At 61.3% G+C, this 26,743-nt stretch carries 26 protein-coding genes; 12 read left to right on the top strand and 14 right to left on the bottom strand.

The features are described from left to right. The first annotated feature begins 29 nt into the window (after positions 1-29). From HNR03_RS15680 to dmeF, 3 genes are all read left to right on the top strand, one after another. Positions 30-911: a LysR family transcriptional regulator gene (locus tag HNR03_RS15680; RefSeq protein ID WP_259154514.1), complete on the top strand. Its 882-nt coding sequence runs from the start codon at positions 30-32 to the stop codon at positions 909-911. An 87-nt stretch (positions 912-998) separates the two neighbouring features. Next, positions 999-1,274 (top strand): metal/formaldehyde-sensitive transcriptional repressor, encoded by a 276-nt coding sequence (locus HNR03_RS15675; RefSeq protein ID WP_090184884.1) that lies wholly within the window; start codon positions 999-1,001, stop codon positions 1,272-1,274. Between the two features lie 16 nt (positions 1,275-1,290). Next, positions 1,291-2,214: a CDF family Co(II)/Ni(II) efflux transporter DmeF gene (gene dmeF / locus HNR03_RS15670; protein ID WP_259154512.1), complete on the top strand. Its 924-nt coding sequence runs from the start codon at positions 1,291-1,293 to the stop codon at positions 2,212-2,214. Here dmeF and HNR03_RS15665 read toward each other — a convergent pair. Next, a complete protein-coding gene (locus HNR03_RS15665; protein WP_259154511.1) occupies positions 2,135-3,334 on the bottom strand; it encodes a cytochrome P450 in 1,200 nt (399 codons plus the stop codon). The two genes, dmeF and HNR03_RS15665, sit on opposite strands and share 80 nt — an antisense overlap. A gap of 82 nt (positions 3,335-3,416) precedes the next feature. Between HNR03_RS15665 and HNR03_RS15660 the strand changes: the two genes are divergently transcribed. Next, the gene (locus HNR03_RS15660; RefSeq protein ID WP_259154510.1) at positions 3,417-4,181 is read left to right on the top strand and encodes a helix-turn-helix transcriptional regulator; all 765 of its coding nucleotides are present in this window, start codon (positions 3,417-3,419) and stop codon (positions 4,179-4,181) included. On the opposite strand, the gene HNR03_RS15655 is transcribed toward HNR03_RS15660, so the two are convergent. Beyond that, positions 4,178-4,786 carry a LysE family translocator gene (locus HNR03_RS15655; RefSeq protein ID WP_222587155.1) on the bottom strand — a complete coding sequence of 203 codons (609 nt, stop codon included), beginning with the start codon at positions 4,784-4,786 and terminating at the stop codon, positions 4,178-4,180. The genes HNR03_RS15660 and HNR03_RS15655 overlap by 4 nt on opposite strands. 105 nt (positions 4,787-4,891) lie before the next feature. On the opposite strand from HNR03_RS15655, the gene HNR03_RS15650 reads away from it, so the two are divergent. The 3 genes from HNR03_RS15650 to HNR03_RS15640 are packed head-to-tail and all read left to right on the top strand — an operon-like array spanning position 4,892 to position 7,921. Beyond that, entirely contained in the window at positions 4,892-5,809 is a 918-nt protein-coding gene (locus HNR03_RS15650) for a LysR substrate-binding domain-containing protein (protein WP_259154509.1), read from the top strand. A gap of 52 nt (positions 5,810-5,861) precedes the next feature. Continuing rightward, positions 5,862-7,082, top strand: coding sequence for a putative DNA modification/repair radical SAM protein (locus HNR03_RS15645; protein WP_259154508.1), 1,221 nt, complete (start codon positions 5,862-5,864; stop codon positions 7,080-7,082). Beyond that, positions 7,079-7,921, top strand: coding sequence for a TIGR03915 family putative DNA repair protein (locus HNR03_RS15640; RefSeq protein ID WP_259154506.1), 843 nt, complete (start codon positions 7,079-7,081; stop codon positions 7,919-7,921). The genes HNR03_RS15645 and HNR03_RS15640 overlap by 4 nt, the downstream gene beginning before the upstream one ends. 55 nt (positions 7,922-7,976) lie before the next feature. On the opposite strand, the gene HNR03_RS15635 is transcribed toward HNR03_RS15640, so the two are convergent. From HNR03_RS15635 to HNR03_RS15615, 5 genes are all read right to left on the bottom strand, one after another. After that, positions 7,977-8,996 (bottom strand): branched-chain amino acid aminotransferase, encoded by a 1,020-nt coding sequence (locus HNR03_RS15635; RefSeq protein WP_259154504.1) that lies wholly within the window; start codon positions 8,994-8,996, stop codon positions 7,977-7,979. A 231-nt stretch (positions 8,997-9,227) separates the two neighbouring features. Then, positions 9,228-10,613 (bottom strand): dihydrolipoyl dehydrogenase, encoded by a 1,386-nt coding sequence (gene lpdA, locus HNR03_RS15630; RefSeq protein ID WP_259154503.1) that lies wholly within the window; start codon positions 10,611-10,613, stop codon positions 9,228-9,230. 3 nt (positions 10,614-10,616) lie between these two features. Then, positions 10,617-11,888, bottom strand: a complete 1,272-nt coding sequence (locus HNR03_RS15625; protein WP_259154501.1) for a dihydrolipoamide acetyltransferase family protein — start codon at positions 11,886-11,888, stop codon at positions 10,617-10,619. Beyond that, entirely contained in the window at positions 11,889-12,947 is a 1,059-nt protein-coding gene (locus tag HNR03_RS15620) for an alpha-ketoacid dehydrogenase subunit beta (protein ID WP_222587148.1), read from the bottom strand. Between the two features lies 1 nt (position 12,948). Beyond that, a complete protein-coding gene (locus tag HNR03_RS15615) occupies positions 12,949-14,184 on the bottom strand; it encodes a 3-methyl-2-oxobutanoate dehydrogenase (2-methylpropanoyl-transferring) subunit alpha (RefSeq protein ID WP_259154500.1) in 1,236 nt (411 codons plus the stop codon). Positions 14,185-14,369: 185 nt separating this feature from the next. Between HNR03_RS15615 and bkdR the strand changes: the two genes are divergently transcribed. Further along, positions 14,370-14,858 (top strand): Bkd operon transcriptional regulator BkdR, encoded by a 489-nt coding sequence (gene bkdR, locus HNR03_RS15610; RefSeq protein ID WP_096822555.1) that lies wholly within the window; start codon positions 14,370-14,372, stop codon positions 14,856-14,858. Positions 14,859-14,980: 122 nt separating this feature from the next. Here bkdR and HNR03_RS15605 read toward each other — a convergent pair whose 3' ends face one another. Beyond that, positions 14,981-15,844, bottom strand: a complete 864-nt coding sequence (locus HNR03_RS15605; RefSeq protein ID WP_259154496.1) for an MBL fold metallo-hydrolase — start codon at positions 15,842-15,844, stop codon at positions 14,981-14,983. 160 nt (positions 15,845-16,004) lie between these two features. Here HNR03_RS15605 and HNR03_RS15600 point away from each other — a divergent pair, with 160 nt between their 5' ends. From HNR03_RS15600 to nahK, 3 genes are all read left to right on the top strand, one after another. Continuing rightward, entirely contained in the window at positions 16,005-16,811 is an 807-nt protein-coding gene (locus HNR03_RS15600) for a sulfite exporter TauE/SafE family protein (RefSeq protein WP_259154494.1), read from the top strand. Positions 16,812-16,932: 121 nt separating this feature from the next. Continuing rightward, positions 16,933-18,096 carry a nitric oxide-sensing protein NosP gene (gene nosP / locus HNR03_RS15595; RefSeq protein WP_259154493.1) on the top strand — a complete coding sequence of 388 codons (1,164 nt, stop codon included), beginning with the start codon at positions 16,933-16,935 and terminating at the stop codon, positions 18,094-18,096. Beyond that, the gene (gene nahK / locus HNR03_RS15590) at positions 18,065-20,659 is read left to right on the top strand and encodes a hybrid sensor histidine kinase/response regulator NahK/ErcS' (RefSeq protein ID WP_259154726.1); all 2,595 of its coding nucleotides are present in this window, start codon (positions 18,065-18,067) and stop codon (positions 20,657-20,659) included. The genes nosP and nahK overlap by 32 nt, the downstream gene beginning before the upstream one ends. 118 nt (positions 20,660-20,777) lie before the next feature. Here the strand turns inward: nahK and HNR03_RS15585 are convergent, their stop codons facing one another. From HNR03_RS15585 to HNR03_RS15560, 6 genes are all read right to left on the bottom strand, one after another. Continuing rightward, the gene (locus HNR03_RS15585) at positions 20,778-21,443 is read right to left on the bottom strand and encodes a response regulator transcription factor (protein ID WP_222587143.1); all 666 of its coding nucleotides are present in this window, start codon (positions 21,441-21,443) and stop codon (positions 20,778-20,780) included. 56 nt (positions 21,444-21,499) lie between these two features. Beyond that, entirely contained in the window at positions 21,500-22,057 is a 558-nt protein-coding gene (locus tag HNR03_RS15580) for a PQQ-dependent catabolism-associated CXXCW motif protein (protein ID WP_259154491.1), read from the bottom strand. A 245-nt stretch (positions 22,058-22,302) separates the two neighbouring features. Beyond that, a complete protein-coding gene (locus HNR03_RS15575; RefSeq protein WP_259154490.1) occupies positions 22,303-23,094 on the bottom strand; it encodes an ABC transporter permease in 792 nt (263 codons plus the stop codon). Continuing rightward, complete coding sequence (locus HNR03_RS15570; protein WP_259154489.1) at positions 23,091-23,822, bottom strand: ABC transporter ATP-binding protein; 732 nt, start codon at positions 23,820-23,822, stop codon at positions 23,091-23,093. The genes HNR03_RS15575 and HNR03_RS15570 overlap by 4 nt, the downstream gene beginning before the upstream one ends. After that, a complete protein-coding gene (locus tag HNR03_RS15565) occupies positions 23,819-24,778 on the bottom strand; it encodes a YVTN family beta-propeller repeat protein (protein ID WP_222587139.1) in 960 nt (319 codons plus the stop codon). The genes HNR03_RS15570 and HNR03_RS15565 overlap by 4 nt, the downstream gene beginning before the upstream one ends. Positions 24,779-24,818: 40 nt before the next feature. After that, on the bottom strand, positions 24,819-26,003 hold the full coding sequence (locus HNR03_RS15560; protein WP_259154488.1) for an ABC transporter substrate-binding protein: 1,185 nt from the start codon (positions 26,001-26,003) through the stop codon (positions 24,819-24,821). Positions 26,004-26,279: 276 nt separating this feature from the next. On the opposite strand from HNR03_RS15560, the gene pedF reads away from it, so the two are divergent. Beyond that, positions 26,280-26,741 carry a cytochrome c-550 PedF gene (gene pedF, locus HNR03_RS15555; RefSeq protein WP_090184819.1) on the top strand — a complete coding sequence of 154 codons (462 nt, stop codon included), beginning with the start codon at positions 26,280-26,282 and terminating at the stop codon, positions 26,739-26,741. The last annotated feature ends 2 nt before the right edge of the window (positions 26,742-26,743 follow it).

Here is a 26,743-nt window from a genome sequence, read left to right as displayed (position 1 = left end):
ACCTGATGTATTTAATACAAGGCAGGGACATGAGCAAACTCAGGCAAATGGAAGTCTTCGTCGCCGTGGTCGAGGCGGGCAGTTTTGCCGATGCCGCCGAGGAGGTGGGCATGTCCGCCGTCATGGTCGGACGGCACATCCAGAGCCTGGAGAAAACCCTCAATACCAAGCTGATCCAGCGCACCACCCGGCGCCAGTCGATCACCGGGGAAGGGCGATTGTTCTATGAGGAAGCCAAGCTGGCGCTGGAGCAGGTGAAGTACGCTTTCAGCCGGGTCGAAGCCTCAAGCCCCGAGCCCAGCGGCCTGTTGCGAATCACCGCACCCATGGCTCTCGGCGTGTCTTTGGTCGGCCCGCTGGTGGCCGAGTTCATGCAGCGTTATCCGCAGATCCAGGTCGAACTGATTCTAAGCAACGAAGTGGTGGACCTGTATGAGACGTCGTTTGACCTCGCTTTCAGGATCTCCGAGCTGATCGGCGTCAATCTGCTGGCTAAGCCCTTGCCGCCTTATCGAATGGTGATCTGCGCATCGCCCCGGTATCTGCAGAAATGGCAGGAGCCGCAAACACCCGAAGACCTGCACCGACACAGAATCCTCACTCACACTTCCTGGAACAACCGCTTTGCCTGGCCGCTGAGAAAGGGCGCCAGCGAAGTGCCGTGGCCAGAGCGAGCAGTGCTCAAAAGCAATGACGGTCAGGTGTTGTTACAGGCGGCCGTGGCCGGAGAGGGGATTTTGATGCAGCCCGATTTTCTGGTGTCGGCGGCCTTGGCCAATGGCGAGCTCGTGCGGATCATGGAGGACTATGTTCCGCCGCCCAAACCGGTGCAGATGGTGTACCCGCGTTCAAGGAAGTCACTGCCCAAGTTGAAGGCGTTTGTCGATTTCGTTGCGGATCGACTGGCGTAAAGGGCACAGCCACTTTTGGATATTCGTCTTGCCAGTTCGATCAGGATCAGTGACTATGCGCGCCAGATAGGGGTAGGGGGTATAGGTATGTCGCACATTCACGAACACAAAGATGATTTGCTCAACCGGGTGCGACGCATCTCAGGCCAGGTCCAGGCGGTGGAAAAGGCGCTTGAGTCCGACGCTGATTGCGCCAAGACCCTGCACCTGGTCGCCGCCATTCGTGGTGCGGTCAACGGTTTGATGGATCAGTTCATCGATGCCCACGCCCGTGAACACGTGGCCCGTCCAGGCCTGAGCGACGAAGAGCGCGCCGAAGGCCTGGAAGAGTTACTGCAAGCCATCCGACGTTACTCGAAATAAGGCCTGGAAAAGAACCATGAAACCGTTACCGCAGGCTTCGAATTTTGACCACGACCATATGTTCCTGGGCGCTTCCCATGATGAAAACGCCCGCCGCACCTGGTGGGTGGTGGCGCTGACCTTCGTCATGATGATCGGCGAGATTGCCGCCGGTTACATCACAGGTTCCATGGCGCTACTGGCCGATGGTTTCCACATGGCGACCCATGTCGTTGCCTTGGGCATCGCGGCGGCGGCCTATGGTTTCGCCCGACGGCATGCCAGCAACGCCCGCTACAGTTTTGGCACCGGCAAGGTCGGTGATCTGGCCGGTTTTGCCTCGGCCATGGTGCTGGGGCTGGTGTCGCTCGGCATTGCCGTGGAGTCCGTCCTGCGGCTGTTCCAGCCGACCACCGTAGCCTTTACAGAGGCGACAGTGATTGCCGTGGTCGGTTTAGCGGTGAACATCGCCAGTGCCTTTCTGTTGATGGGGCATCATGGGCATCACGGCCATGATCATGGCCACGATCACGACCACGGCCATCATCACGACAACAACCTGCGTTCGGCCTACGTCCACGTGCTGGCCGATGCCTTGACCTCGGTGCTTGCGATCGCGGCCTTGCTGGCCGGCCGTTACCTGGGCTGGGTCTGGCTGGACCCGGCGATGGGCATCGTCGGTGCCATCGTCATTGCCAAATGGGCCTATGGCCTGATGCGCGACAGTGCGGCGGTGTTGCTCGACACCACCGATGAGCCAGTGGCTGCTGAGATTCGTGAGTTGCTGGCGACGGATGACGTGCGCATCAGCGACCTCCACGTCTGGCAGGTCGGGCCTGATGCGCGGGCGGCGATTGTCAGTGTCGTGGCCAGCGCGCCAGTCAGTGCCGACACCATTCGCGAACGTCTGGCGCCGGTTCATGAGCTGTCTCACCTGACGGTGGAGTTTCGCACCGCGTGAGTCTGCGTGCGGGGCCGTCGTTGAAATGCGGCAGGCGGCTGTTGAGGGAAGGGCGATAGTGCCAGTTTAGGCAGTCCCAATCGGGCTGATGGGCCAGGACCTCCTTCAGCGTCGCGCTGGCGATCTCCAGCGCCAGCCTCTGCCCCGGACATTGATGACGCCCCGCGCCAAAGGTAAAACTGCGGCGTTGCGGGCGATCGAGGATAAACGCGTCGGGACGCTCATTGCGCTGCGGATCGCGATTGGCCGACGCCAGCAGCACCAGAATTACATCGCCTGAATCGAGGCGGACACCGTCAATCTCACACGGCGCGACGACGAACCGCCGGGTATTTTGCACTGACGGATCAAAGCGCTGAACTTCCGCGATCAAGTGATCAATGTGCGTCGATTCGCTGCGCAACGACGGGTTTCGAATCAACGCCAACAGCGCATTGCCGATCAGTCCGGCGGTGGCCTCATACGTCTGGGAAAACAACCCGATCAGGTTGGCCATCAGCGTTTCATGGTCGGCGGCGAAACGCTGGCGAATCCCGGCGAGCAGTGTGCTTTTGTTGTCCGGATCCTCCAGCAGCTCAATAAAATAGCCCCGCAATTGCTCTGCCGCTCCCTGCGCGGCCTGCAGTTGCGCCTGATCACTGAGCGGCGACAGGCACGCGACGAAATCCGCCGTCAGCTCGCCGATCGCCCGCCCTTGGGCCGGTGAGAACCCCAACAACGCCGCCACCACGCAGACTGGCCCGCGGAACATGGCGTTGTACAACCCAGCAGCGTCCGGCGTGATCAGCCGCGCGCTCACCAGCGTCTCGACTTCGCTGACATCAATCAACGCCAGCCCCGGCTCAATCGCCGACCTCGGACAGCGGTGACGTTCGCCCTCGTTCATGCGCATCAATTGCGCAAACACCTGGCCGGCCATGCCGCCAACTATCGCCTTGGGCACCGGCTCGTGGGGCGGTCGCACATGGCAATCAGGATGCGCGAGCACGGCAGCGACAGCGCGGGCACTGCTCGCCACCCACAGTTTCAGCCCCTGATGAAAAACAAGTCCGCCCTCGGCACGCAGTTGAGCGTAATAAGGATAAGGATCGACATGAGTTGCAGCGATGATCGGGTCCATGGGTCGCAGCCTTGTTCGTGGTGGAGAAAGTGTTGCTACTATCTCCAGTCCGAAAAGGCCTTGATTCGTTCGGGAGCGAAATATGAACGTTGAACACCACGATATCGGCGTCTCGCAGGTGGCAGCGGCCATTGCAGAGCCTGCCCGGACGAAAATTCTCTGTTCGCTGATGGACGGCCACGCCCGCACCAGCACCGAGCTCGCGGCGGTTGCCGAAGTCAGTGCGTCCACGGCCAGCGCACACTTGGCCAAACTCAAGGAACTGGCGCTGGTGCGGTTGCACGTACAGGGTCGCCATCGTTATTACAGCCTTGCGGACAAGCGCGTCGCCCAGGCGCTGGAAGCGCTGATGGTGATAGGCCAGAACAATGCGCCGGCCTTCAGCTCACGGACGCCTGATCGGCTGCAATTCGCTCGCACCTGTTACGACCATATGGCCGGCACGCTCGCCGTGTTGCTGCATGACCGGATGATCGAAGCCGGGTGGTTGCTGGAAACCGACGAGCAGGTTTATCAGCTCAGCACCAGCGGCGAGGCTCTGTTTTCCGGATTGGGCATTGAGGTCAAGGACCTGAATACGCTGCGCCGCCGCTTCGCCTGCCCATGCCTGGACTGGAGCATGCGCCGCCCGCATTTGGGTGGCTCATTGGGCGCGGCGTTGCTGCAAACCGCGATCAAGCGCAAATGGCTGACCCAGGACCTGGACAGTCGGGCGCTGGCGTTGACGGCGGTCGGGCGCAAGGAGATCGGCAGCCGCTTCGCCATTGAGTTGCCGACTCAAGTCGCGATCGCTCGTCCCACACCTGCCGAGTCCCGCCGCCGTTCGAGTGCCAGCCCGACGACTTAGCGGCTGGCCGAGGCCATGAGCACGCCAAAACCGGCAAAGGTCACCCCTGAGACTTTGGCGGCCAGCCAGGCACCTTTCGGGCTCGACAGCCAGCCTTTGGCGGCATTGGCGAGCAGCGCATAACTGCCATGCACCAGGATCACCAACACCGCGTAAGAGGCGACCAGTTTGAAAAACTGGCTGGTGAAGTGCGCCGAGGTGTCGATGAATTGCGGAAACACCGCGAGGAAGAAAAACACCGCCTTGGGGTTCAGGAACTGGATCGATGCCGCTTCCAGAAAGCGATAGCCGGGACTTGAGGGCCGGGTTTGCAGCAACGAGTTGAAACGGTCCGAGCGCCAGCTCTTGAACCCCAGGTACAACAAATACGCGGCCCCTGCGTATTTCAATACGGTAAAGGCATGGGCCGAGGTGCTGAGGATCAGGCCGACACTGGTGGCGCTGATTGCAGCGACGATGAACGCTCCCGAGGCGATGCCGAAAATCCCTGGCAATGCCCCGGTCCAGCCGTGTCTGGCCGCATTGGACAGGGTCAGCAGAACGCCAGGCCCGGGGCTCAGAATGGTCAGCGTGGCGAAAAGCAAAAACAGTCCGTAGTTGTTCATGGCGTGCTCCGTCAGGTGGCGCTGGCTGCGTGGAGGCAGATTGGCGTGGCGCAATGCGCGTGACAAACGCTTTAATTTCGGCGCATAGGTGACTAAATTAGACGCATGAAAAATCAACTGCCGCCGCTCAATGCGGTTCGCGCCTTTGCTGTCGCTGCTCGTCATCAGAGCTTCGCCCTGGCGGCCGAAGAGCTGCATGTCAGCCACAGTGCGGTCAGCCGACACATCAAGTTGCTTGAAGAACATCTGGGCGTGTTGCTGTTTGAGCGACGCATCCGGCAATCGCTGCTGACGCCGGCCGGCCAGCGATTTTATGGGCAGGTGAGTGCCGGATTGGCGCAGATCGCGAACGCCGCCGCCGAACTCAAGCGGCATGCCGCGCTGCCGGTGGTGAAGATCAATGTCCGCCCGTCCTTTGCCCAGTTGTGGCTGGAACCCAGGCTTGCGGATTTCATGGCGCAATACCCGGGCATCACGCCGCAGGTAATGACCCAGACCCAGGCCCCCGATCATCCCCGCGACGGGTTTGACATCGTCATTCGCCGTGGCCGTGACGACTGGGCGCCGGCGATTGAAGCGCGCCCCCTGTTTGAAGACGAACTGCTGCTGGTCGCAGCGCCCGCGCTGATCGAACAGCAGCCGCTGGAAGACCTCGCGGGGCTGGACCGGCACACGCTGCTGACCGCCAAGGCGCGCCGCGAAGACTGGCACAACTGGGCGATGCACTTTGGTCAACGGCAGTCAGCCGTTCAGGTCACCCGTCAATTCGATCACATGCATCTTGTGCTGCAGGCTGCCATCGAGGGGCAGGGCATCGCCTTGTGCCCGACTTCGTTACTCGGCACGCACCTGTGCAGTGGCAGCCTGATCTGCCCGTTACCTGAATTGCGCATGCCGCTGCCGCGCTATTACTACGGTGTGGCGCCGGATGTGACGGCGTCTGCGCGGGTATTTGTGGAGTGGTTGTTTGCCCGGATTGCTCAGGATGAGCACCAGGCGACCAAGGGTGCGTTCTCGACTTGAACCACGGGCATCGACGCGATACTGTGCATCCATCCAGTATAAGGCGTGCCCCATGGAACTCATCGACAAGCTCAGCATTCTCGCCGACGCCGCCAAGTACGACGCGTCGTGCGCCAGCAGCGGTGCGCCCAAGCGCAGTTCCGAGGGCAAGAGCGGACTGGGCTCGACCAACGGCATGGGCATTTGCCACAGCTACACGCCGGATGGGCGCTGCGTTTCGCTACTGAAGATTCTGCTGACCAACTTCTGCCTGTACGACTGCCAATATTGCGTCAATCGCCGCTCCAGTGATGTGCCACGCGCACGCTTCACGCCGGAAGAAGTGGTGACGCTGACCCTGGATTTCTACCGGCGCAACTGCGTCAGCGGGCTGTTTCTCAGCTCCGGGATCATTCGTTCGGCGGACTACACCATGGAGCAACTGATCCGTGTGGCCAAGCTGCTGCGCGAAGAGCATGAGTTCCGCGGTTACATCCATCTCAAGACCATTCCCGAAGCCGATCCGGCGCTGATCGAGGAGGCGGGGCGCTACGCCGACCGCTTGAGCGTGAATATCGAATTGCCCACCGACGCCAGCCTGCAAACCCTGGCCCCGGAGAAACAGCTGGGTTCGATCAAGCAAGCGATGCAAACCATCTACACCGGCGTACAAACCGTGCTCAACGAACCGCGCGCGCCGAAATTTGCCCCGGCCGGGCAGAGCACGCAAATGATCGTCGGCGCCGATGACACCGACGACAGCACCATTCTCCACAGCGCCCAGGCGCTGTATGGCAACTTCCGTTTGCGTCGGGTCTATTACTCGGCATTCAGTCCGATCCCCAACAGCCCGAAAAGCGTGCCTTTGGCTGCGCCGCCCTTGATGCGTGAACACCGTTTGTATCAAGCGGATTTCCTCTTGCGCAGCTACGGCTTTACCGCCGGCGAGCTGTTCAAGGGGCCCGGGCACCTGGCGCTCGACATAGACCCGAAACTGGCGTGGGCGCTGGAGAATCGTGACGTCTTCCCGCTGGACCTCAACCACGCCGAGGCATCGTTGATCGCGCGCATCCCCGGCATCGGTTTGCGCACCACCGAGCGCCTGGTGGAACTGCGTCGCCAGCGCCGCATCCGCTACGAGGACCTGACCCGAATGCGCTGTGTGCTGGCCAAGGCCAAGCCGTTTTTCATCACCAGCGATTACCACCCGCAGCAGGCCGAAGTCACCAGTCATCTGCTGTATCAGCAATTGCGCGACCGACCCGCCCCACAACAGATGGGGTTGTGGGGATGATCCATCTCGATTGCGATGACCTGTTCGACACCTGGCGCCAACAGGCACGCTGGCTGCTCAGTCATGAAGTGGACCCCAGCCTGGTGAGTTGGGCCAGTGAAGGTGTGGCCGACCTGTTCGCCAGTGACGATGCGCCGCCCGAAACCCAGGGGCCGTTTCAGGCCCGGATTCCGCGAACGCTATTGGACACCCTGGAGCGCGCCGCCCGTTATCGCGGTGATCAGCGCTGGAGCCTGTTGTACGAAGTGTTGTGGCGGGTCAGCCATGGTGACCGCACCGCAGTGTTGGCGGGCGACAAGCTTGGCAGTGAATTACAGAGACGAATCAAGCAGATACAGCGTGAAGCTCATCATCTACATGCATTTGTGCGTTTCGTCGCGATGCCTGAAGGCGAGGGTCCGCACTATGTCGCCTGGCACGAACCGGCCCATGACATCCTGCACAGCGCCAGCGAACATTTCATCGGTCGCATGGGCCGCCATCGCTGGTTGATTGCGACACCTCGGGACGGGGTTTACTACGATGGTGAGCGGTTGATCCACCAACGACGCTGCCCGATTGAATGGCAGCAACTGGCTCAAAACGCCGACGATCCACACAGCGACATGTGGTTGACCTACTACAGCCATATCTTCAATCCGGCGCGATTGAACCCGACGGTGATGCAAGGGCACTTGCCGATGCGTTTCTGGAAGAACCTGCCGGAAGGCGCGCTGATTCCGGGGTTGATCATTCAGGCTCGCACAGGCAAGCAACAGGACGGTCAGGCCAGCGGGATCAAGGGCAGGGGTGGTAAGCGCATTACGCTGGGGGACGCCGAGCGTCTTCAGAATCCATAAAAAACCCGCTGGACGCACAGGCGTCCAGCGGGTTTTTGTTGTGGCGGATGTCAGGTCAAACCTTAACGATCCAGCCCGCAGGTGCTTCGATGTCGCCAGTCTGTACACCGGTCAGCTCTTTGTAGAGCTTCTGGGTGACCGGACCGACTTCGGTCTCGCTGTGGAACACGTGCAGGTGGTCGTTGTAGCTGATGCCGCCAATCGGAGTGATCACGGCAGCCGTACCGCAAGCGCCGGCTTCCTTGAAGTCGGAGAGCTTGTCGATGAACACGTCGCCTTCAACCACTTCCAGGCCCAGACGCGATTTGGCCAGTTCGATCAACGACAGGCGGGTGATGCCTGGCAGGACCGAAGGCGAGTTCGGCGTGACGAACTTGTTGTCGTGGGTGATCCCGAAGAAGTTGGCCGAGCCGACTTCTTCGATTTTGGTGTGAGTCATCGGGTCCAGGTAGATGGCGTCGGCAAAGTGCGCCTTCTTGGCCTGGGAACCTGGCATCAGGCTGGCGGCGTAGTTGCCACCGACCTTGGCCGCGCCGGTGCCTTGTGGGGCCGCACGGTCGTAGCTGGAGATCAGGAAGTTGTGCGGGGTCAGGCCGCCCTTGAAGTAGGCGCCAACCGGGATGCAGAAAATCGAGAAGATGAATTCCGGTGCGGTACGCACGCCGATGTTGTCACCCACGCCGATCACGAACGGACGCAGGTACAGCGCGCCGCCAGTGCCGTAAGGCGGGATGAAACGCTCGTTGGCACGGACCACTTCCTTGCACGCTTCGATGAACTGTTCGGTGGACACCTGTGGCATCAGCAGGCGACCGCAGCTGCGTTGCATGCGTGCGGCGTTCTGATCCGGGCGGAACAGGTTGATCGAACCGTCCTTGCAACGATAGGCCTTCAGGCCTTCGAAGCATTGCTGGCCATAGTGAAGGGCAGTCGAGCCTTCGCTGATGTGCAGCACATTGTCTTCGGTCAGGGTGCCTTTGTCCCACTCGCCATTACGCCAGTGCGACAGATAGCGCTTGTCTGTCTTGATGTAGTCAAAACCCAACTTGTCCCAATTGATGCTTTCGTTACCCATGACACCCTCTATCACTTAACAACCGCCGAAACGGTTCAAGGCTTCTGACGTTTTTTGGATGGGGACAACAATACTTCATTCCGGGCCTGTTTCGCAGCCCGGAATGCGATCTCTCTCGCACTGATCGTTCCCACGCTCTGCGTGGGAATGCCTCAATGGACGCTCCGCGTCCGCTTCTGGGACGCGGAGCGTCCCGGGCTGCATTCCCACGCAGAGCGTGGGAACGATCAGTTATAGATGCAGAGCATGCCCAAGCGCACGCAGCGCTGCTTCCTGCACCGCTTCGCCCAGTGTCGGGTGTGCGTGGATGGTGCCGGCGATGTCTTCCAGTCGCGCGCCCATTTCCAGGCTCTGGCCGAAGGCGGTCGACAACTCCGAAACGCCGACCCCGACCGCCTGCCAACCGACGATCACATGATTGTCACGGCGCGCCACGACCCGCACGAAGCCGCTTTTGGATTCCAGCGTCATCGCCCGGCCATTGGCCGCGAACGGGAAGCTCGACACGATGCAGTCCAGCCCCGCAGCCTTGGCCTCGTCCGGGGTTTTACCGACCACCACCAGTTCCGGGTCGGTAAAGCATACGGCGGCGATGGCGGTCGGGTTGAACTCGCGGTGTAGACCGCTGATCAGTTCAGCGACCATTTCGCCCTGGGCCATCGCCCTGTGCGCGAGCATCGGTTCGCCACTCAGGTCACCGATGGCATACACGTTGCGCATGCTGGTCTGGCAACGGTTGTCGATTTTGATCGACGAGCCGTTCATGTCCAGGTTCAGCGCTTCGAGGTTCCAGCCCTGGGTGTTGGGTTTGCGACCGACGGCTACCAGCACCTGATCCGTTTCCAGGTTCAGGGTCTCGCCGCCCGGCTGCAGAACTTGCAGTGTATTGCTAGCAGAATCAAAGACTTGGACGCTGTGCTTCAAGTAAAGCTTCACGCCGAGTTTTTTCAGTTCGTCGTGCACCGGTTGGGTCAGTTCAGCATCGTAGGCCGGCAGGATGCGTTCCTGAGTCTCGACCACGCTGACCTCGGCGCCGAGCTTGCGATAGGCAATCCCCAGCTCCAGACCGATGTAGCCGCCACCTACCACCACCAACCGTTTCGGCACCGACTTCGGTGCCAGGGCTTCGGTGGAGGAGATGATCGGACCGCCAATCGGCAGCATCGGCAGGTTCACGCTTTTCGAGCCGGTGGCCAGCACCAGGTGCTCGCACTGAATCCGCGTGTCGCCCACATCAACGGTCTTGCCGTCGACCACGGTGGCCCAGCCTTGGATGACCTGGACTTTGTTCTTTTTCAGCAGGGCCGCGACACCCGTGGTCAGGCGATCGACGATGCCGTCCTTCCACTCGACACTTTTGCTGATGTCGAGGGTGGGTGCCGAAACACTGATGCCCAGCGCCGAATGCTGGCTGTGATGCTGCGTCTGGTGGAACTGCTCGGCCACGTGAATCAGCGCCTTGGACGGAATGCAGCCGATGTTCAGGCAGGTGCCGCCCAGGGATTGGCCTTCCACCAGAATGGTCGGGATGCCCAACTGGCCGGCACGGATCGCCGTCACATAACCGCCGGGGCCGCCACCGATGATCAGCAGCGTGGTATTCAAAGTCTGTTGCATGACCTACTCCACAAACAGCGTAGCGGGTTGTTCGAGCAAGCCACGAATGGCCTGGATGAATTGCGCCGCGTCCATGCCATCGACCACGCGGTGATCGAAAGAACTGGAGAGGTTCATCATCTTGCGAATCACGATCTGGCCTTTGACGACCATCGGGCGTTCGACGATTTTGTTCACGCCGACGATTGCCACTTCCGGCAGGTTCAGCACGGGTGTGCTGACGATGCCGCCCAACGCGCCGAGGCTGGTCAGGGTGATGCTCGAGCCGGAGAGCTCATCGCGGGCAGCCTTGCCGTTGCGTGCGGCGGTGGCGAGGCGAGAGATTTCAGCGGCGTTGTCCCACAGGCTGCGGGCTTCGGCGTGACGCACCACCGGCACCATCAAACCGATGTCGGCCTGGGTGGCGATGCCCACGTGCACAGCGCCGAGGCGGGTGATGACCTGGGCTTCGTCGTCGTAACGGGCGTTGATCTGCGGGAAGTCACGCAGGGCGACGACCAGGGCACGGACCAGGAACGGTAGCAGGGTCAGCTTGCCGCGTGTCGCGCCGTGTTTTTCGTTCAGGTGCGCGCGCAGTTCTTCCACCGCCGTGACGTCAATTTCTTCGACATAACTGAAGTGTGCAGCACGCTGGGTGGCGTCCTGCATGCGCTGGGCGATCTTGCGGCGCATGCCGATTACCGGAATCTGTTCTTCATCATTGCGCTGGGCGTAAGCGGCGGTGGCAGTCGATTGCGGCTGCTGACCTTGCGCCAGATAAGCATCGAGGTCTTCGTGCAGCACGCGACCTGCAGGGCCGGTGCCACGCACCAGGCGCAACGGGATGCCCAGGTCCAGCGCATGTTTGCGCACGGCCGGGGAGGCCAGCGGGCGCTCATTGGCTTCGCGGGCAACCACCGGGCCTTGGCACACGGCGGCTCGCGGCGCTGCAGCGGCAACCGGTTTGCTTTCAACAGCGGCTGCAACTTTCGGTGCCGCGACAGGCGCTTCTTTAACAGGTGCAGGCTGGGCCGACTCTTTAACGTTGCCCGCGCCTTCGACTTCAATACTGATCAGGATGCTGCCGACCGCCATGACTTCGCCCGGCTGTCCGCCCAGCGCAATCACTTTGCCGTGCACCGGCGAGGGGATGTCGACCATCGCCTTGTCAGTCATGACATCGGCCAATACCTGGTCTTCGACGACCATGTCGCCGACCTTGACGTGCCACACCGACAATTCAACTTCTGCAATGCCTTCGCCAATGTCCGGCATTTTAATAACGTGCGTGCCCATTCAGACCTCCATAACCCGTTTCAACGCCGCGCCCACGCGGGACGGCCCTGGGAAATACGCCCACTCTTGCGCGTGCGGGTAGGGGGTGTCCCAACCGGTGACGCGTTCGATCGGCGCTTCCAGGTAGTGGAAGCAGTGCTCTTGCACCAGCGCGACCAGTTCGGCGCCGAAGCCGCAGGTGCGGGTCGCTTCGTGAACGATCACGCAGCGGCCGGTTTTCTTCACTGACTTGACGATGGTCTCAAGGTCCAGCGGCCACAGGCTGCGCAGGTCGATGACTTCGGCGTCGATGCCGGTTTCTTCAGCGGCCACTTGCGACACATACACCGTGGTGCCGTAGGTCAGGATGGTCACGGCCTTGCCCGGACGGGTGATGGCGGCGACGTCCAGCGGCACGGTGTAGTAACCGTCCGGCACTTGCGCGGCGGGGTGTTTCGACCACGGCGTTACCGGACGGTCGTGGTGGCCGTCGAACGGGCCGTTGTACAGGCGTTTTGGCTCGAGGAAGATTACCGGGTCATCGTTTTCGATGGAGGCGATCAGCAAGCCCTTGGCGTCGTAAGGGTTGGATGGCATGACGGTACGCAGGCCACAGACCTGGGTGAACATCGCTTCGATGCTCTGGCTGTGGGTCTGGCCGCCGTAGATGCCGCCGCCGCAAGGCATGCGCAGGGTCATCGGAGCGGTGAACTCGCCAGCGGAGCGATAGCGCAAACGCGCGGCTTCGGAAATGATCTGGTCCGATGCCGGGTACACGTAGTCGGCGAACTGAATCTCGGCCACCGGGCGCAAACCATAGGCACCCATGCCCACGGCGACGCCGACGATGCCGCTTTCGGAAATCGGTGCGTCGAACACTCGGGAAGTGCCGTATTTGGTCTGCAGGCCTTCGGTGCAACGGAAGACGCCGCCGAAGTAGCCCACGTCCTGGCCGAACACGACGACGTTGTCGTCACGCTCAAGCATCACATCCATGGCCGAGCGCAGGGCCTGGATCATGGTCATGGTGGTCGTGGTCATGGCGGTTTCCAGCTGGATATTGTTGTTGTGGTCGTTCATGTCAGATCCCCAACTCTTGACGCTGGCGCTTCAAGTGCTCCGGCATCTCTTTGTAGACGTCTTCGAACATGGTCGCGGCGCTTGGAATCTGGCCGCCGGCGAGGGTGCCGTACTGCTCGGCTTCTTTCTGCGCGGCAATCACCTGGGCTTCGAGTTCGGCGCTGACGGCGACGTGTTCCTCTTCGGACCACTGACCGATCTTGATCAGGTGCTGCTTGAGGCGGGCAATCGGATCGCCCAGCGGGAAGTAGCTCCAGTCGTCAGCAGGACGGTATTTGGACGGATCATCGGAGGTCGAGTGCGGGCCGGCGCGGTAGGTAACCCATTCGATCATGGTCGGGCCGAGGTTCCGGCGGGCGCGTTCGGCGGCCCAGGCGGAGGCGGCGTAGACCGCGACAAAATCGTTGCCATCAACCCGCAGGGAGGCAATGCCGCAACCGACGCCACGGCCGGCAAATGTCGTGGCTTCACCACCGGCAATCGCCTGGAACGTCGAGATCGCCCACTGGTTGTTGACCACGTTGAGGATCACCGGCGCACGGTAAACGTGGGCGAAGGTGAGGGCGGTGTGGAAGTCGGATTCAGCGGTGGCACCGTCGCCGATCCAGGCCGAGGCGATTTTGGTGTCGCCCTTGATCGCCGAAGCCATGCCCCAGCCCACGCCCTGCACGAACTGGGTGGCGAGGTTGCCGGAAATGGTGAAGAAACCGTAATCCTTGACTGAATACATGATCGGCAGCTGACGGCCCTTGAGCGGATCGCGCTCGTTGGACAGCAGTTGGCAGATCAGGTCCACCAGTGGCACGTCTCGCGCCATCAGGATGCTTTGCTGGCGGTACGTCGGAAAGCACATGTCATCGACGTTCAGCGCCAGGGCCTGGCCGCTGCCGATGGCTTCTTCGCCGAGGCTCTGCATGTAGAACGACATTTTCTTCTGGCGCTGGGCGACCACCATGCGGTTGTCATAGATCCGCGTCTTGAGCATGGCACGCATGCCTTTTCGCAGGATCTCGACCGGCACGCCTTCAGCCCAAGGGCCGAGGGCGTTGCCCTGGTCGTCGAGCACGCGAATCAGGCCCTTGGCCAGATCAGCGGTGTCGGCCGGCTCAACGTCGATTGGGGGTTTGCGCACCGTGCCGGCGTCGGTCAGACGCAGGTAGGAGAAGTCGGTTTTGCAGCCGGGACGGCCCGAGGGTTCGGGAACGTGCAGTTGCAGCGGTTCGTACGCTTGGTTCATGGCTTCTACGCTCGATCTTGTGAATTTCTTGTAGTGAGCTGACCGTCTTTCTTCTGTGGAAGAAATCTTGTCCTACAACAATCATAGGCCCGGCGAAGAAGAATATTTATCTCTGTTTCGTTGCGCCGGAGATCATTTGAGGATAAAAAATCTGCATAAACATAAAAAACAGGTGGTTTTGTCTCATGCGCAAACTGGACCGTACCGACATCGGCATTTTGAACAGCCTTCAGGAGAACGCCCGCATCACCAATGCCGACCTTGCACGCTCGGTCAACCTGTCGCCGACGCCGTGCTTCAATCGGGTCAAGGCAATGGAAGAATTGGGGCTGATTCGTGAGCAAGTGACGCTGCTGGATGCCGACCTGCTGGGGCTGCATGTGAATGTGTTCATTCATGTGAGCCTGGAGAAACAGGTAGAGGAGGCGTTGCAGCATTTCGAGGAAGCGATTTCGGATCGCCCGGAAGTGATGGAGTGCTACTTGATGGCCGGTGACCCGGATTACCTGATCCGCGTGCTGGTGCCGACCATTCAGTCGCTGGAGCGCTTCATGATGGACTTCCTGACCAAGGTCCCGGGCGTTGCCAACATTCGCTCAAGCTTTGCGCTCAAGCAGGTGCGCTACAAAACTGCGTTGCCGTTGCCGGCCAATGGCCTGACCCTGGGGGTTTAGCGCGATGATCGTTCCCACGCTCTGCGTGGGAATGCCTCAAGGGACGCTCTGCGTTCCAGCTTCGAAAGGGGACGCGGAGCGTCCCGGGCTGCATTCCCACGCAGAGCGTGGGAACGATCGGCTTAGAGCTGGTTGAGCGGGATTTTCAGGTACGCCACACCGTTGTCCTCGGCCGGCGGAAGATTGCCCGCGCGCACATTCACCTGGATCGCCGGCAGCAACAGCGTCGGCATGCCCAGCCCCGCATCACGATGGGTGCGCATGGCAACAAACGCCGCTTCGTCGACGCCGTCATGCATATGGATATTGCTTTTACGCTGCTCGCCGACCGTGCTCATGCACCGGGATTCGCGGCCTTCGGGCGGGTAATCGTGGCAGACATACAGGCGCACACTGGCGGGGAAGGCCAGCAGTTTACGGATCGAGGAGAACATCTGGTTGGCGTTGCCGCCGGGAAAGTCGCAGCGCGCGGTGCCGACGTCGGGCATGAACAGCGTATCGCCCGCCAGAATCACATCCCCGTCGATCAAATAAGCCATGTCGGCCGGCGTGTGGCCAGGCACGTGCAGGGCCGTGGCCTTGAGGTTGCCGATCATGAACGATTCGTCCGGCGCAAACAGATGGTCGAACTGCGAGCCGTCACTGCGAAACGCCGGCTCAAGGTTGAACAGGCTCTTGAACACGCCCTGAACCTTGCTGATCGACTGACCGATCGCGATCTTTCCGCCCAGCTCGCGACGCAGATACGGTGCCGCGGACAGGTGATCGGCATGGGCGTGGGTTTCCAGCAGCCATTGCACTTGCAGCTGATGTTCACGCACGAAGGCAATGATTTTATCCGCCTGGGTGGTGGCGGTGCGCCCGGCGGCGGGGTCGTAGTCGAGCACCGGATCGACGATTGCGCACTGGCTGCCATCGTCTTCGTAGATCACGTAACTGTAGGTCGACGAGGCGGGGTCGAGGAAGGCTTCAATCAAGGCAGGCATGGTGGCAGATTCTATTGGGACGAGCTTTGAGGGTAGTGTCATTTTCCCTGTGCTGACCAGTCCCGCGTGAATTGATGAAGGAAATTTTCTACGTGGGCTCTATCCTGTCAGTCATCGATACCGGGCGTTCCCGGCTTTTTTCTCGGACTACGAGCGTTTTATGTTGTTGGCAAGTTTCTTTGGCGTGGTGATGGGCCTGGTGCTCGGATTGACCGGTGCCGGTGGCGGCATTCTTGCGGTGCCAGCGCTGGTGCTGGGGTTGGGTTTGACCATGACGCAGGCGGCGCCGGTGGCGTTGTTCGCAGTAGGCAGCGCGGCGGCGGTCGGTGCGATTGACGGTTTGCGCCATGGGTTGGTGCGCTATCGCGCCGCGTTGTTGATTGCGTTGCTGGGGGCGATTTTTTCGCCGGTGGGCATCTACTTCGCCCATCAGCTGCCGGAAAAAATCCTGATAATTCTGTTCAGCCTGCTGATGGTCATGGTGGCCTGGCGCATGCTGCGCCGTGAGCGTCAGGACGAAGGGCCGAGCGACCACGGCCACGCCAACTGGGGTCAGAAAAACTGCATGCTCGATCAGCAGACCGGGCGCTTTTCCTGGACCGCCAAATGCACCGCGACCCTGGCGGCGCTGGGGGCGGTCACCGGTGTGGTTTCAGGATTACTCGGCGTGGGCGGCGGCTTTCTGATTGTGCCGGCGTTCAAGCAACTGACCGATGTGCAAATGCGCGGCATCGTCGCCACGTCCTTGATGGTCATCAGCCTGATTTCCGCCATTGGAGTGATCGGCGCGTTCCATGCGGGCGTGCGGATCGACTCGTTGGGCGTCGCGTTCATTGTCGCCAGCATCGTCGGCATGATCATCGGCCGCAAACTCTGCGCGCGCGTGCCGGGCCGGGCCTTGCAGGTCGGCTTCGCCAGTGTCTGCGTCGTGGTCGCCGTTTACATGCTGTTCAGAGCGGGCCTCTAGGACCCAAACCGCCGACTCTCATCCCATCGAAGCGGCTACCCGCTACCCAAGTAGCATACGTCGCAGCGCGCAGGCTTCGTACACTCGTGCCTCATACAGGCGCACCTGCGGGGAGGCGACAATGCAGCAGGTCCAGAGTGAAGGCGTGGTCAGTGCAATGTCCCAGGCCACCGATGCCCAACAGGTGGCTCAGGAGCTGGCGCGGCAGTTGTTGCATCCGCATCTGGGCTTCGTGTTGTTCTTCTGTTCCGCCGAGTACGACCTGCAGGCGCTGGGCCAGGCCTTGCAACAGAGCTTCGGCGGGATTCGCCTGGTGGGGTGCACCAGCGCCGGGGAAATCACTCCGTTGGGCTACGGTCGCAACTGCGTGACGGCGGTGGGGTTCGACCATCGGCATTTTTCCATCGACGCCGAACTGATTTGCGAGATGGAGCGCTTCAGCCTGATCGATGCTCAGCAAATGGTCGAGCGGCTGGTCAGCGGTTGTCGCAGCAACACCTTGGCGCCGATCAAGGGCAACAGCTTTGCCCTGACCTTGCTCGACGGACTCTCCAGTCGTGAAGAAATGGTCCTCGCCGCCTTGAGTGCGGCGTTGGGCGACATCCCGCATTTCGGCGGCTCGGCGGGTGACGACAATTACCTGACCCACACCCACGTCTATTTTGGCGGCGAATTCCACAGCGGTGCGGCCGTGGTGGTGCTGGTCAACACCTGGCTCGACTTCGAGGTGTTCACCACCCATCACATCCTGCCCCGGGCGGAGAAACTGGTGGTCACCGGGGCCGACAGCACCTCGCGCCGGGTCTTCGAACTGAATGCCGAGCCCGCCGCCGAGGAGTACGCCCGACACATCGGCGTGCCAGTAGCCGAGCTCGATTACCGGGTTTTCGCCGCACACCCGTTGGCGGTGCGCTTCGATGACCAGTATTACGTGCGCGCCATCCAGCAGGTGCATCCCGACCTGAGCCTGAGTTTCTATTGCGCGGTCGAGAACGGCATCGTCCTCACCGTCATGACGCCCGGCCCGATGCTGCCGAACCTGGAAAACCTGTTCGAAGGTTTGCAGGAACGCCTCGGCGACCTGTTGCTGACCATCGGCTGCGATTGTTTTCTCAGGCGGCTGGAGCTGGAAGGCAACGGCAATCTGGAGCGGATCGGCACGTTTTTGCGTGACCAGCGGGTGATGGGTTTCAACACCTACGGAGAGCAGTTCAATGGCATGCACATCAACCAGACCTTCACCGGCGTTGCCATTGCCCGAGACCGGTCCCCTGGACACCGCTGAGCTTCTGGCGCAAATCGCCAGCCTGCAGCATGACAATCACAAGTTGCAGCGCATCAATGCCGCGCTGATTGAGCGGATCGAGTCCGGCATCACCCGTGGCAATGATCCGTACGCGGCGTTCCAGCACTCGGTGGTGCTGGCCGAGCAGGTACGTGAGCGCACCGACGCGTTGAACCAGGCCATGGCCGAGCTCAAGTCGGGCAATCACTTGCTCAGCGAAGCGCGCCTGCGTGCGGAAACCGCGCACCAACATTTGATCGACGCCATCGAGAGCATTTCCGACGCTTTTGTGTTGTTCGATGCCGACCAGCGAATCGTCTTGTTCAACAGCCGCTTCAAGGCGTTCTGGGGCAACAGCCGGGTGCGGATCAACGCCGGCATGCGTCTGGCCGAGGTCAAGCGCCTGATGAGTGTCACCGGTTTGTTCACGGAAGAACCGCGTGGGCAGGCCGATGAGAACCTGTTGTATCGCCTGCAGAACGGTCGTTGGCTGCAAGTCAGCGAACGGCCGACCCAGGAAGGCGGGCGGGTGATCCTGTTCACCGACATTACCGACGTCAAACTCAGTGAAACCATGCGCCGCGAACAAGCGGTGGCGCAGAAATCACATCTGCTGCAACGGGCGGTCGACAACCTGTCCCAAGGCGTGGCCATGGTCAATGCCGAGGGCGTGCTGGAATTGTGGAACCGGCGCTTTCTGGAACTCAGCGGCCTGGCGCCGGTGGCGGCACATCGGCCGTTTGCCGAAGTGATCGCCGACAGCGAGTTGAACCTGCTGACCCCGGCCAGTCGCGACGCCAACGGGCGCCATGTGCAGGAACTGGAGCAGCGCCTCTACGATGGCCGTGTGCTGGAAATCCGCACCCATCCATTGCCCACCGGCGGTTTCGTCAACACGTTCACCGACATCACCGAACGCTATCAGCACGCCGAAGCGTTGAGCGAAAGCGAGCGCTGGATTCGCCTGATCACTGACCATGTCCCGGCGCTGATCGCCTACCTCAACGCCGACTTGGTCTATGAATTCACTAACAAAGTGTACGAGGAATGGTACTGCTGGCCGCGCGGCGTGATGCTCGGACAGAGCCTGCGCGAAGTCCACAGCGAACAGCATTACCAGCGCCTGGAAGCCTACGTGGCCCGGGCCCTGGCCGGGGAAAGCGTGACGTTCGAGTTCGCCGAAACCAACATCAACAATCAGGAGCGCTACATGCTGCGCTCCTACGTGCCCAATCGCCTGGCCACCGGGGAAGTGGTGGGGATTTTCGTGCTGATCCGCGACATTACCGAACGTCGGCGCACGGCCGAGGCGTTGCATCAGGCCTACCAGAATCTCGAGTTACGGGTGCGTGAACGCACGACGGAACTGACCACTCTCAATGACCAGCTATTACGGGAAATCGACGAACGTCGGCATGTCGAGTCGCGCTTGCGCGAGGCCAAGCTTGAGGCCGAACAGGCCAATCTGTCGAAAACCAAGTTTCTGGCTGCCGTGAGCCACGATTTGCTGCAACCGCTCAACGCCGCTCGGCTGTTCACCAGTGCATTGCTGGAACGCCGCGAGCCGGTGGCCAATGCGATTCTGGTGCGCAATGTCAGCAATTCCCTGGAAGACGTGGAAAATCTGCTGGGCACGTTGGTGGACATTTCCAAGCTCGATGCCGGGGTGATCAAGGCCGACATTGCGCCGTTTGCCCTGAGCGAACTGTTGGAGAACCTCGCCGCCGAGTACACCCAGGTCGCGCGCAGCGAAGGGCTTGAGCTGCATTTCATCCCGTGTTCGGCGTTGGTGCGCAGCGACATCCAGTTGCTGGCGCGGATCCTGCGCAATCTGCTGAGCAACGCCATCCGCTACACCTACAACGGGCGTGTGGTGCTGGGTTGCAGGCGCCATCATCAGCGCTTGGCGATTGAAGTCTGGGACAGCGGCATGGGCATTGCCGAAAACCGACTGGAAGAGATTTTCCAGGAGTTCAAGCGTGGCGATGTACAGCGCCCGGATCAGGATCGCGGCTTGGGCCTGGGACTGGCGATTGTCGAGAAAATTGCCGGGATCCTCGGCCACCGCATTCACGTGCGTTCATGGCCGGGCAAGGGTTCGATGTTTTCCGTCGAGGTGCCTTTGAGCGCCACGGCCCCGAAGGCTCAGCCGACGCTGCTGATGAGTGAACCGATGCTGGAACGTCTGCGCGGTGCGCGGGTGTGGGTGCTGGATAACGACCCGGCAATTTGCGCCGGCATGCGCACGTTGCTCGAAGGTTGGGGGTGTCGGGTGGTCACGGCGCTGTCAGAGGACGACCTGGCGCGGCAGGTGGACAACTACCATGAAGAAGCGGATTTGCTGATCGCCGACTATCACCTGGATAACGATCAGAACGGGGTCGATGCCGTGGCCCGGATCAACGCCCGGCGTGGTTCAGCGATTCCGGCGATGATGATTACTGCCAACTACAGCAACGAACTCAAGCAACAAATCCGCGAACTGGGTCATACCCTGATGCACAAACCGGTGCGGCCGATGAAGCTCAAGACGGCGATGAGTCATTTGCTCGGCAGGCCCTGACCCAAGGATCGTTCCCACGCTCTGCGTGGGAATGCTTCCCCGGACGCTCCGCGTCCGCTCTTGGGACGCAGAGCGTCCCTGGCTGCATTCCCACGCAGAGCGTGGGAACGATCAGTCTTCAGCGCCGCAGATACGATCCGAAATCTATATCCCCAGCACTCAAGATCGCCTGCACCCGGTTGTGCACGTTGAGTTTGCGCAGGATCGCCGAGACGTGCGCCTTGACCGTGGTCTCGGCGATTTCCAGGGTGTAGGCGATCTGTTTGTTCGATTCGCCCTTGGTCATGCGCTCCAGCACCAATAACTGTTTGCGTGTCAGGGCCTGAAGCAGCTCCGGCGGGAAGCTCGGGCTGTCGTTCATCCGGCGCTGGGTGCCGCATTTCTGCGTGCGGATGATGTCCGGCGGCAGGTAGACGTTGCCGTTGAGAATTTGCTGGATCGCTTCGGTCATCTGCACGCGGGGCGATGACTTGGTGATGAAACCGACCGCACCGTAGGTGATGGCTTGCAGCACGATCTGTTTGTCCTGTTCGGCCGAAACGATCACCACCGGAATGGTCGGCGCCTCGTTACGCAGGTTGATCAGGCCGTTGAGGCCGTGCATGCCGGGCATGTTCAGGTCGAGCAGGATCAAGTCCAGGTCGTCATGTTCCTGGGTCAGCAGCAAGGCGCTGTCGAGGTCGGCGGTTTCCATCACTTCGCTGCCCGGAAAACCGTCGCTGATGACGTTATGGATGGCTTCGCGAAACAGCGGGTGATCGTCGGCAATCAGAATTTTGTACATGGCCTTTCACCTCATTATTTTGATTATGGTGTGGCAACAACACGCACACGTAAAGGTCAGGGGAAGGGCTCGGGCCGGGCCGGCGCAACGGGCAGGTTCGCGGCTTGCCAGGCGTCCAGGCCATCGCGATACCAATACAGTGTTTTATAGCCCATGGCGGCGGCGCGTTTCACCGCATTCCAGCTCAGCCAGCAGTCGGAACGGCAGTAGAAGACCAGCGGTTGCGCCAGGTCGCCGGCTGTCAAGCGGTTCAGGTTGCGCGCAAAGTAGTCCTGCCAGTCAGGCGTCAGGTCACCGTCGCCGGTATTGGCCAGCCAATGACTGCCGGGCAGGTTCTCGTGGGGTTGGTCTTCGATGAAACGTCCTTGCAGCCATTGGCGCCGGTAGACGTCGATCAGCACCGGGCGCGGTGTCTGGTTGAGCAGGGTTTGCAGGGCGGCGGTGTCGATGATGGCCGCGCCTTGCATCTGATTCGGGGTCGGGCTGCGGTAGAGGCCGATGCGATAACCCTCGGCGGAGAACAGCGGTGTTTCGGCCTGCGCGACACCCAGCAACAGGCTCAGCGATAGCGCGGCAAGGGCAGGGCGCAGCAGGCGACGTCGGGCACGCGGCATGGGGTCGATCCTTATAGTTATGACCCCATTACATGCCAGTCCCGGCGCATTGGGAATGCGACGATAGACAGGTAAACCAGTACTAAAGTAGTAATTTTGAGGTGTTTTACCGATCGTTCCCACGCTCTGCGTGGGAATGCAGCCCGGGACGCTCTGCGTCCCAAAAAGCGTGACGCAGAGCGTCACATGAGGCATTCCCACGCGGAGCGTGGGAACGATCGACATGGATCTAGGGTGTTGTGCTGTCAGGTGGCTCTGCGCAGGGCCGCGTGTTGCGGGTTGAAGGTGAGGACCGCGAGCAGGACGAATATCAGTGTCAGCGCCATGCACACCGACAGTGCCAATAAGTTGAAGCGTTCATACAAGGCAAACCGCACCAGCTCCACCGCATGGCTGAACGGGTTCAGCGCGCACAGCCAGTACAACCACTCGCTGGATTCGCGCATCTTCCACAGCGGATACAGCGCCGACGACAGGAAAAACAACGGGAAAATCACGAAATTCATCACCCCGGCAAAGTTCTCCAGCTGGCGGATCGCGTTGGACAACAACAACCCCAGTGCGCTGAGCATCAACGCCACCAGCAACAGCGCCGGCAAGGCGATCAACAGGCCCATGGCCGGCGGTTTCACGCCATACAGCCAGGCAATGGCCAGGAAGGCGTACACCTGCAACAGCGAAATCAGCGACGTAGCCAACAGTTTGCTGCACAGCAGAAAGGTCCGGGGCAGGGGACTGGTCAGCAGCACGCGCATGCTGCCCATCTCCCGGTCGTACACCATCGACAGCGAACCTTGCATGCCGTTGAACAACAGGATCATGCAAGCCAGGCCCGGGATGATGTAGACCTCGTACGGAATGTAGGTGTCATACGGCTCGATGATCGCGATCCCGAGTGCCGCGCGAAAACCGGCGGCAAACACCAGCAGCCACAACAGCGGTCGTACCAGAGCACTGAGAAACCGCGTGCGTTGCAGCACAAAGCGCAGCCATTCGCGCAACACGATGCCGCTGAAACATTGCCAATAAGCGTTCATCGGGCTGCTCCTGATGTGGTCAGGCGAGTGAAGGCCGAACCGAGGTCGCCGCCATGTTCCAGGCTCAGCGCATCCGCCTGCCCGCTGGCCACCAGTCGGCCCTGGTGGAGAATCAGCAAGTCGTCGCTGGGTTGCACTTCATCCAGCAAATGGGTGGTCCAGAGCACGCTGATGCCTTGCTCGCGACACAGATTGCGGATGTGTTGATTGAGCGCCAGGCGGCTGGCCGGGTCGAGGCCGACGCTGGCCTCGTCGAGCAGCAACAACCGTGGCTGATGCAGCAAGGCGCGGGCGATTTCCACCCGGCGCCGGTGGCCGCCGTTGAGTTCACGCACCCGCTCCCGACGTCGTTCGGTCAGCGCCTGACGCGCCAGCTCGGCCTCGACCCGCAATCCGGTCTGGCGTCGGGACAGGCCATGCAGCGCGGCGTGATAACGCAGGTTTTGTTCGACACTGAGGTCCAGGTCCAGCGTGCTTTGCTGGAACACCACGCCCAACTGCCTGAGTGCCGCACGCGGCGTCTTGCGCAAGGAACAGCCGCCCACCTGGATCTCGCCGCGTTGCAGATCATAGAGCCGGGTGAGCAAGGCAATCAGCGTCGATTTGCCTGCGCCGTTCGGCCCCAGCAACGCCGCAAACCGCCCTGGCATCAGGCTGAAACTCACTTGACGCAAGGCTTCGCGCGCACCGTAGGCAAAGCTCACTTCGCTGACATCGAGTGCGTTCATGGCGTCACCACCACGCCCCACGGATAGCGACCGACCTTCACCGATTTGATGACTTTGAGGCTGTCGACATCAATCACCGACACATCGCCGCTGACGCCGTTGGTGGCCAGCAACTGCTTTTGATCGGGGGTGAATGACATCTGCCACACACGGCGACCCACCAGCAGGTAATCGAGGATTTCGAACGTCTTGGCATCAACCACCGCGACATGGTTGGCCGGGCCGAGGGCGACGAAACCGTACTTGCCGTCGGCGCTGAGTTTGATGCCCACCGGCTGGACCTTGTCCGGGTGGACGCCCTTGATCTGGAAGGTCAGCGTCTTGAGGATCTTGCGCGTCGCCACATCGAGAATCGTCACCGTGCCGCCGATCTCTGCCGAAGCCCAGAGCTTGGAGCCGTCAGGGGCAAACTCGACGAACCGTGGCCGCTGATCGACCAGGGTGCTGTCGGCCAGGGTCTGGGTGCTGGTGTCGATCCAGTGCAGCATGTTGGTGGTTTCGCTGGTGTTCACGGCCCACTTGCCATCGGGGCTGACGGCCATGCCTTCAGGCTCGACACCGACATTGATCTGGCTCAGCACCTTGGAGGTTTCGGTGTCGATCACTGTCACCAGCGCATCGTCTTCGTTGGAAACGTACAGCCAGCGATTGTTCGGATGCAGGGCGAATTGCTCAGGATCTTTGCCCGACGGCAGTTCCTTGATGATCTTGCGCGTGGCCACGTCCATCACCTGAACCCGGTCCGAATCGCTGGCGCAGATGTACAGCAGCTTGTTGTCGTGGGACAGCAGCAAGCCGCGAGGGCGCTGGCCGACGGGCAGGGTGTCGGTCACTTGCAGAGTCTGCATGTCGATCAGGCTCAGGTTGTTGTCCTTTTCGTTGGAGACCCAGGCGGTGCTGGCCACGGCGTGCCCGGCGGCAAGCAGCAGGGCGCAAGAGAGCAGGGTGCGGCGCATGGCGGATTCCTTTTTGTTGTCGTTGTTGTGAAGTGCCACATCAGGGAAAGCGGCAAGTGACCTCGGGCTTGTCGTAGCCCAGGCTGTCCATTTCGTTGAAAGGGTGGAGGAAACCGTCCTGGGGCGAGGTGCTGACCAGCGCCCGGGGTTGCACGATCGGGATGGGTTGGCGCAACTGGCCGTTCCACGGGCGATAGCTGAGCTTGCGACCCTTGAAACCGTCGAGGGGCAATTGATCGCTGATTTCCAGGTTACGGATCGCCATTGGTTCGACCTGGCGCAACTTGCTCACTGCGCTGGCGATGCTGCGCACGGCCATCCAGGCGGCGAAATCGCGGTCATTCATCCAGCGTCCGGTCAAGGCTTCGAAGCGTTTTTGCAGTTGGGCGGCGCCGTAGGTCTCGACAGTTTTGTGCCAACCCACCGGGGTCAGGCCCTGAGTGCCGGCGACCGGCCGCGGGTACCAGGTCTGGTAGGGCACGTACTCACCGAAATCGCCGCGCTCATCCGCCACCAGCACCACGTCGTACTCGGCAGTCTGGGTGAACAGCGGCATGTCGGCCTGGGCGCTGCGGCGTTGGTCGTTATCGAAACTCCAGGCTTTTTCCGCGACCAGTTTCAGGCCGAAACGCTTGACGGCGCGGCGCAGGGCGGTGGCGTAGGCTTGATCGTCCGGGGTCGGGCCGACGATCAGCAGCGCCCGTTGCCATTTGCGCACCACCAGAAATTGCGCCAGCGCATCGGCCAGCATCGCCCGGCTAGGCAGGCTGTGCAGCACGTTCGGCAGGCAGTCGGTGGTGCGCAGACTGTCGTCGGGGCTGCCGGCGTTGAACAGCAAACTGTCGGGCAGCACGGCGCTGAGTCGACGCAGGGTTTCCACCGGCGCATTCACCACAAACAAGCGAAGGCCCTGTTCGTGCTGGGCCTTGGCCGCTTCAACCAATGCGTCCGGGCTGTCGGCATTCGCGCTGACCAGGCTGTAGCTGTGGTTGAGAAAACGCCCGGTGCTGTTGCTGTCGGTGATCGCCAGTTCTGCGCCACGAAGTCCGGCATCGACCGGTTCGGGAATGACGTTCGACAGCAGCGGGCCGGTGTCGGGGCGATAGCCCAGGTAACCGATTTGTACCTGTAGCAGCGCGTCGGCGGCCTGGCTCTGGGTCGCCAGCCCGGCGGCACAGGCGATGGCCAGCAGGTAGATCAGGGCGTAAGGGGCAAGCTGGCGCATAAGGCACTCCATTACAGGTAGCGCCAGCATAGGAAGCCTGCGGGGCAGAATGAAATATGCAGAAAGTACCAGTGAGCCAGTACCAAGGTCGTAGCTCGCACGGCAAAGGGCGGTTTCAGCCAGAGGCGACGGTATTCAGACGTGCGCCACAAAGCCTACTACCAAGGGACTAGAAGGCGGCCACCAAAGCAGCATGGGGATTGCGCGGGACGGTTCCTAAGATGGGTGCCATAGCCTCTTCCAAGAGGTTTTGCGTGCAATCCAGAGGGCATAACAATGACAACAAAACGCAGCGCCTTACTCGTTGCCGGACTGCTGGCCGGCTTTATCAGTGCAGGTTCGGTCTGGGCCCACGGCAACGTGGTGCCGCAGGCGGTCGCCACTCCGGGCCTGACCCCGATCAAGGATGCCGGCGTACCGGTCGATGCCGATGGCTGGGCCTCGGTGAACCCTTATCGCACGTCCCCGGAACACGACAAGGCCGTGGAAATCGGCTCCTCGGCGTACAACCAGAACTGCGCCGCGTGTCATGGCCTGGAAGCCAAATCCGGTGGCATCGCCCCCGATCTGCGTCTGCTCGATGTCGGCGACGCCGGTGATGAATGGTTCGTCGAGCGCGTGCGCCATGGCGCCGTGCGTGACGGTCGGGTGTACATGCCGAAGATGGCTGACTACCTGAGTCAGGAAGCCTTGTGGGCGGTGCGCTCCTACCTGGACAGCGTGCACGTCGAGGAGTAAGC

Source organism: Pseudomonas sp. JAI111, from assembly GCF_024809425.1.
In the GTDB taxonomy this organism is placed as follows: Bacteria; Pseudomonadota; Gammaproteobacteria; order Pseudomonadales; family Pseudomonadaceae; genus Aquipseudomonas.
Note: the sequence above shows the minus strand (reverse complement) of the source record. Positions and strands in the feature narration are given on the sequence as shown.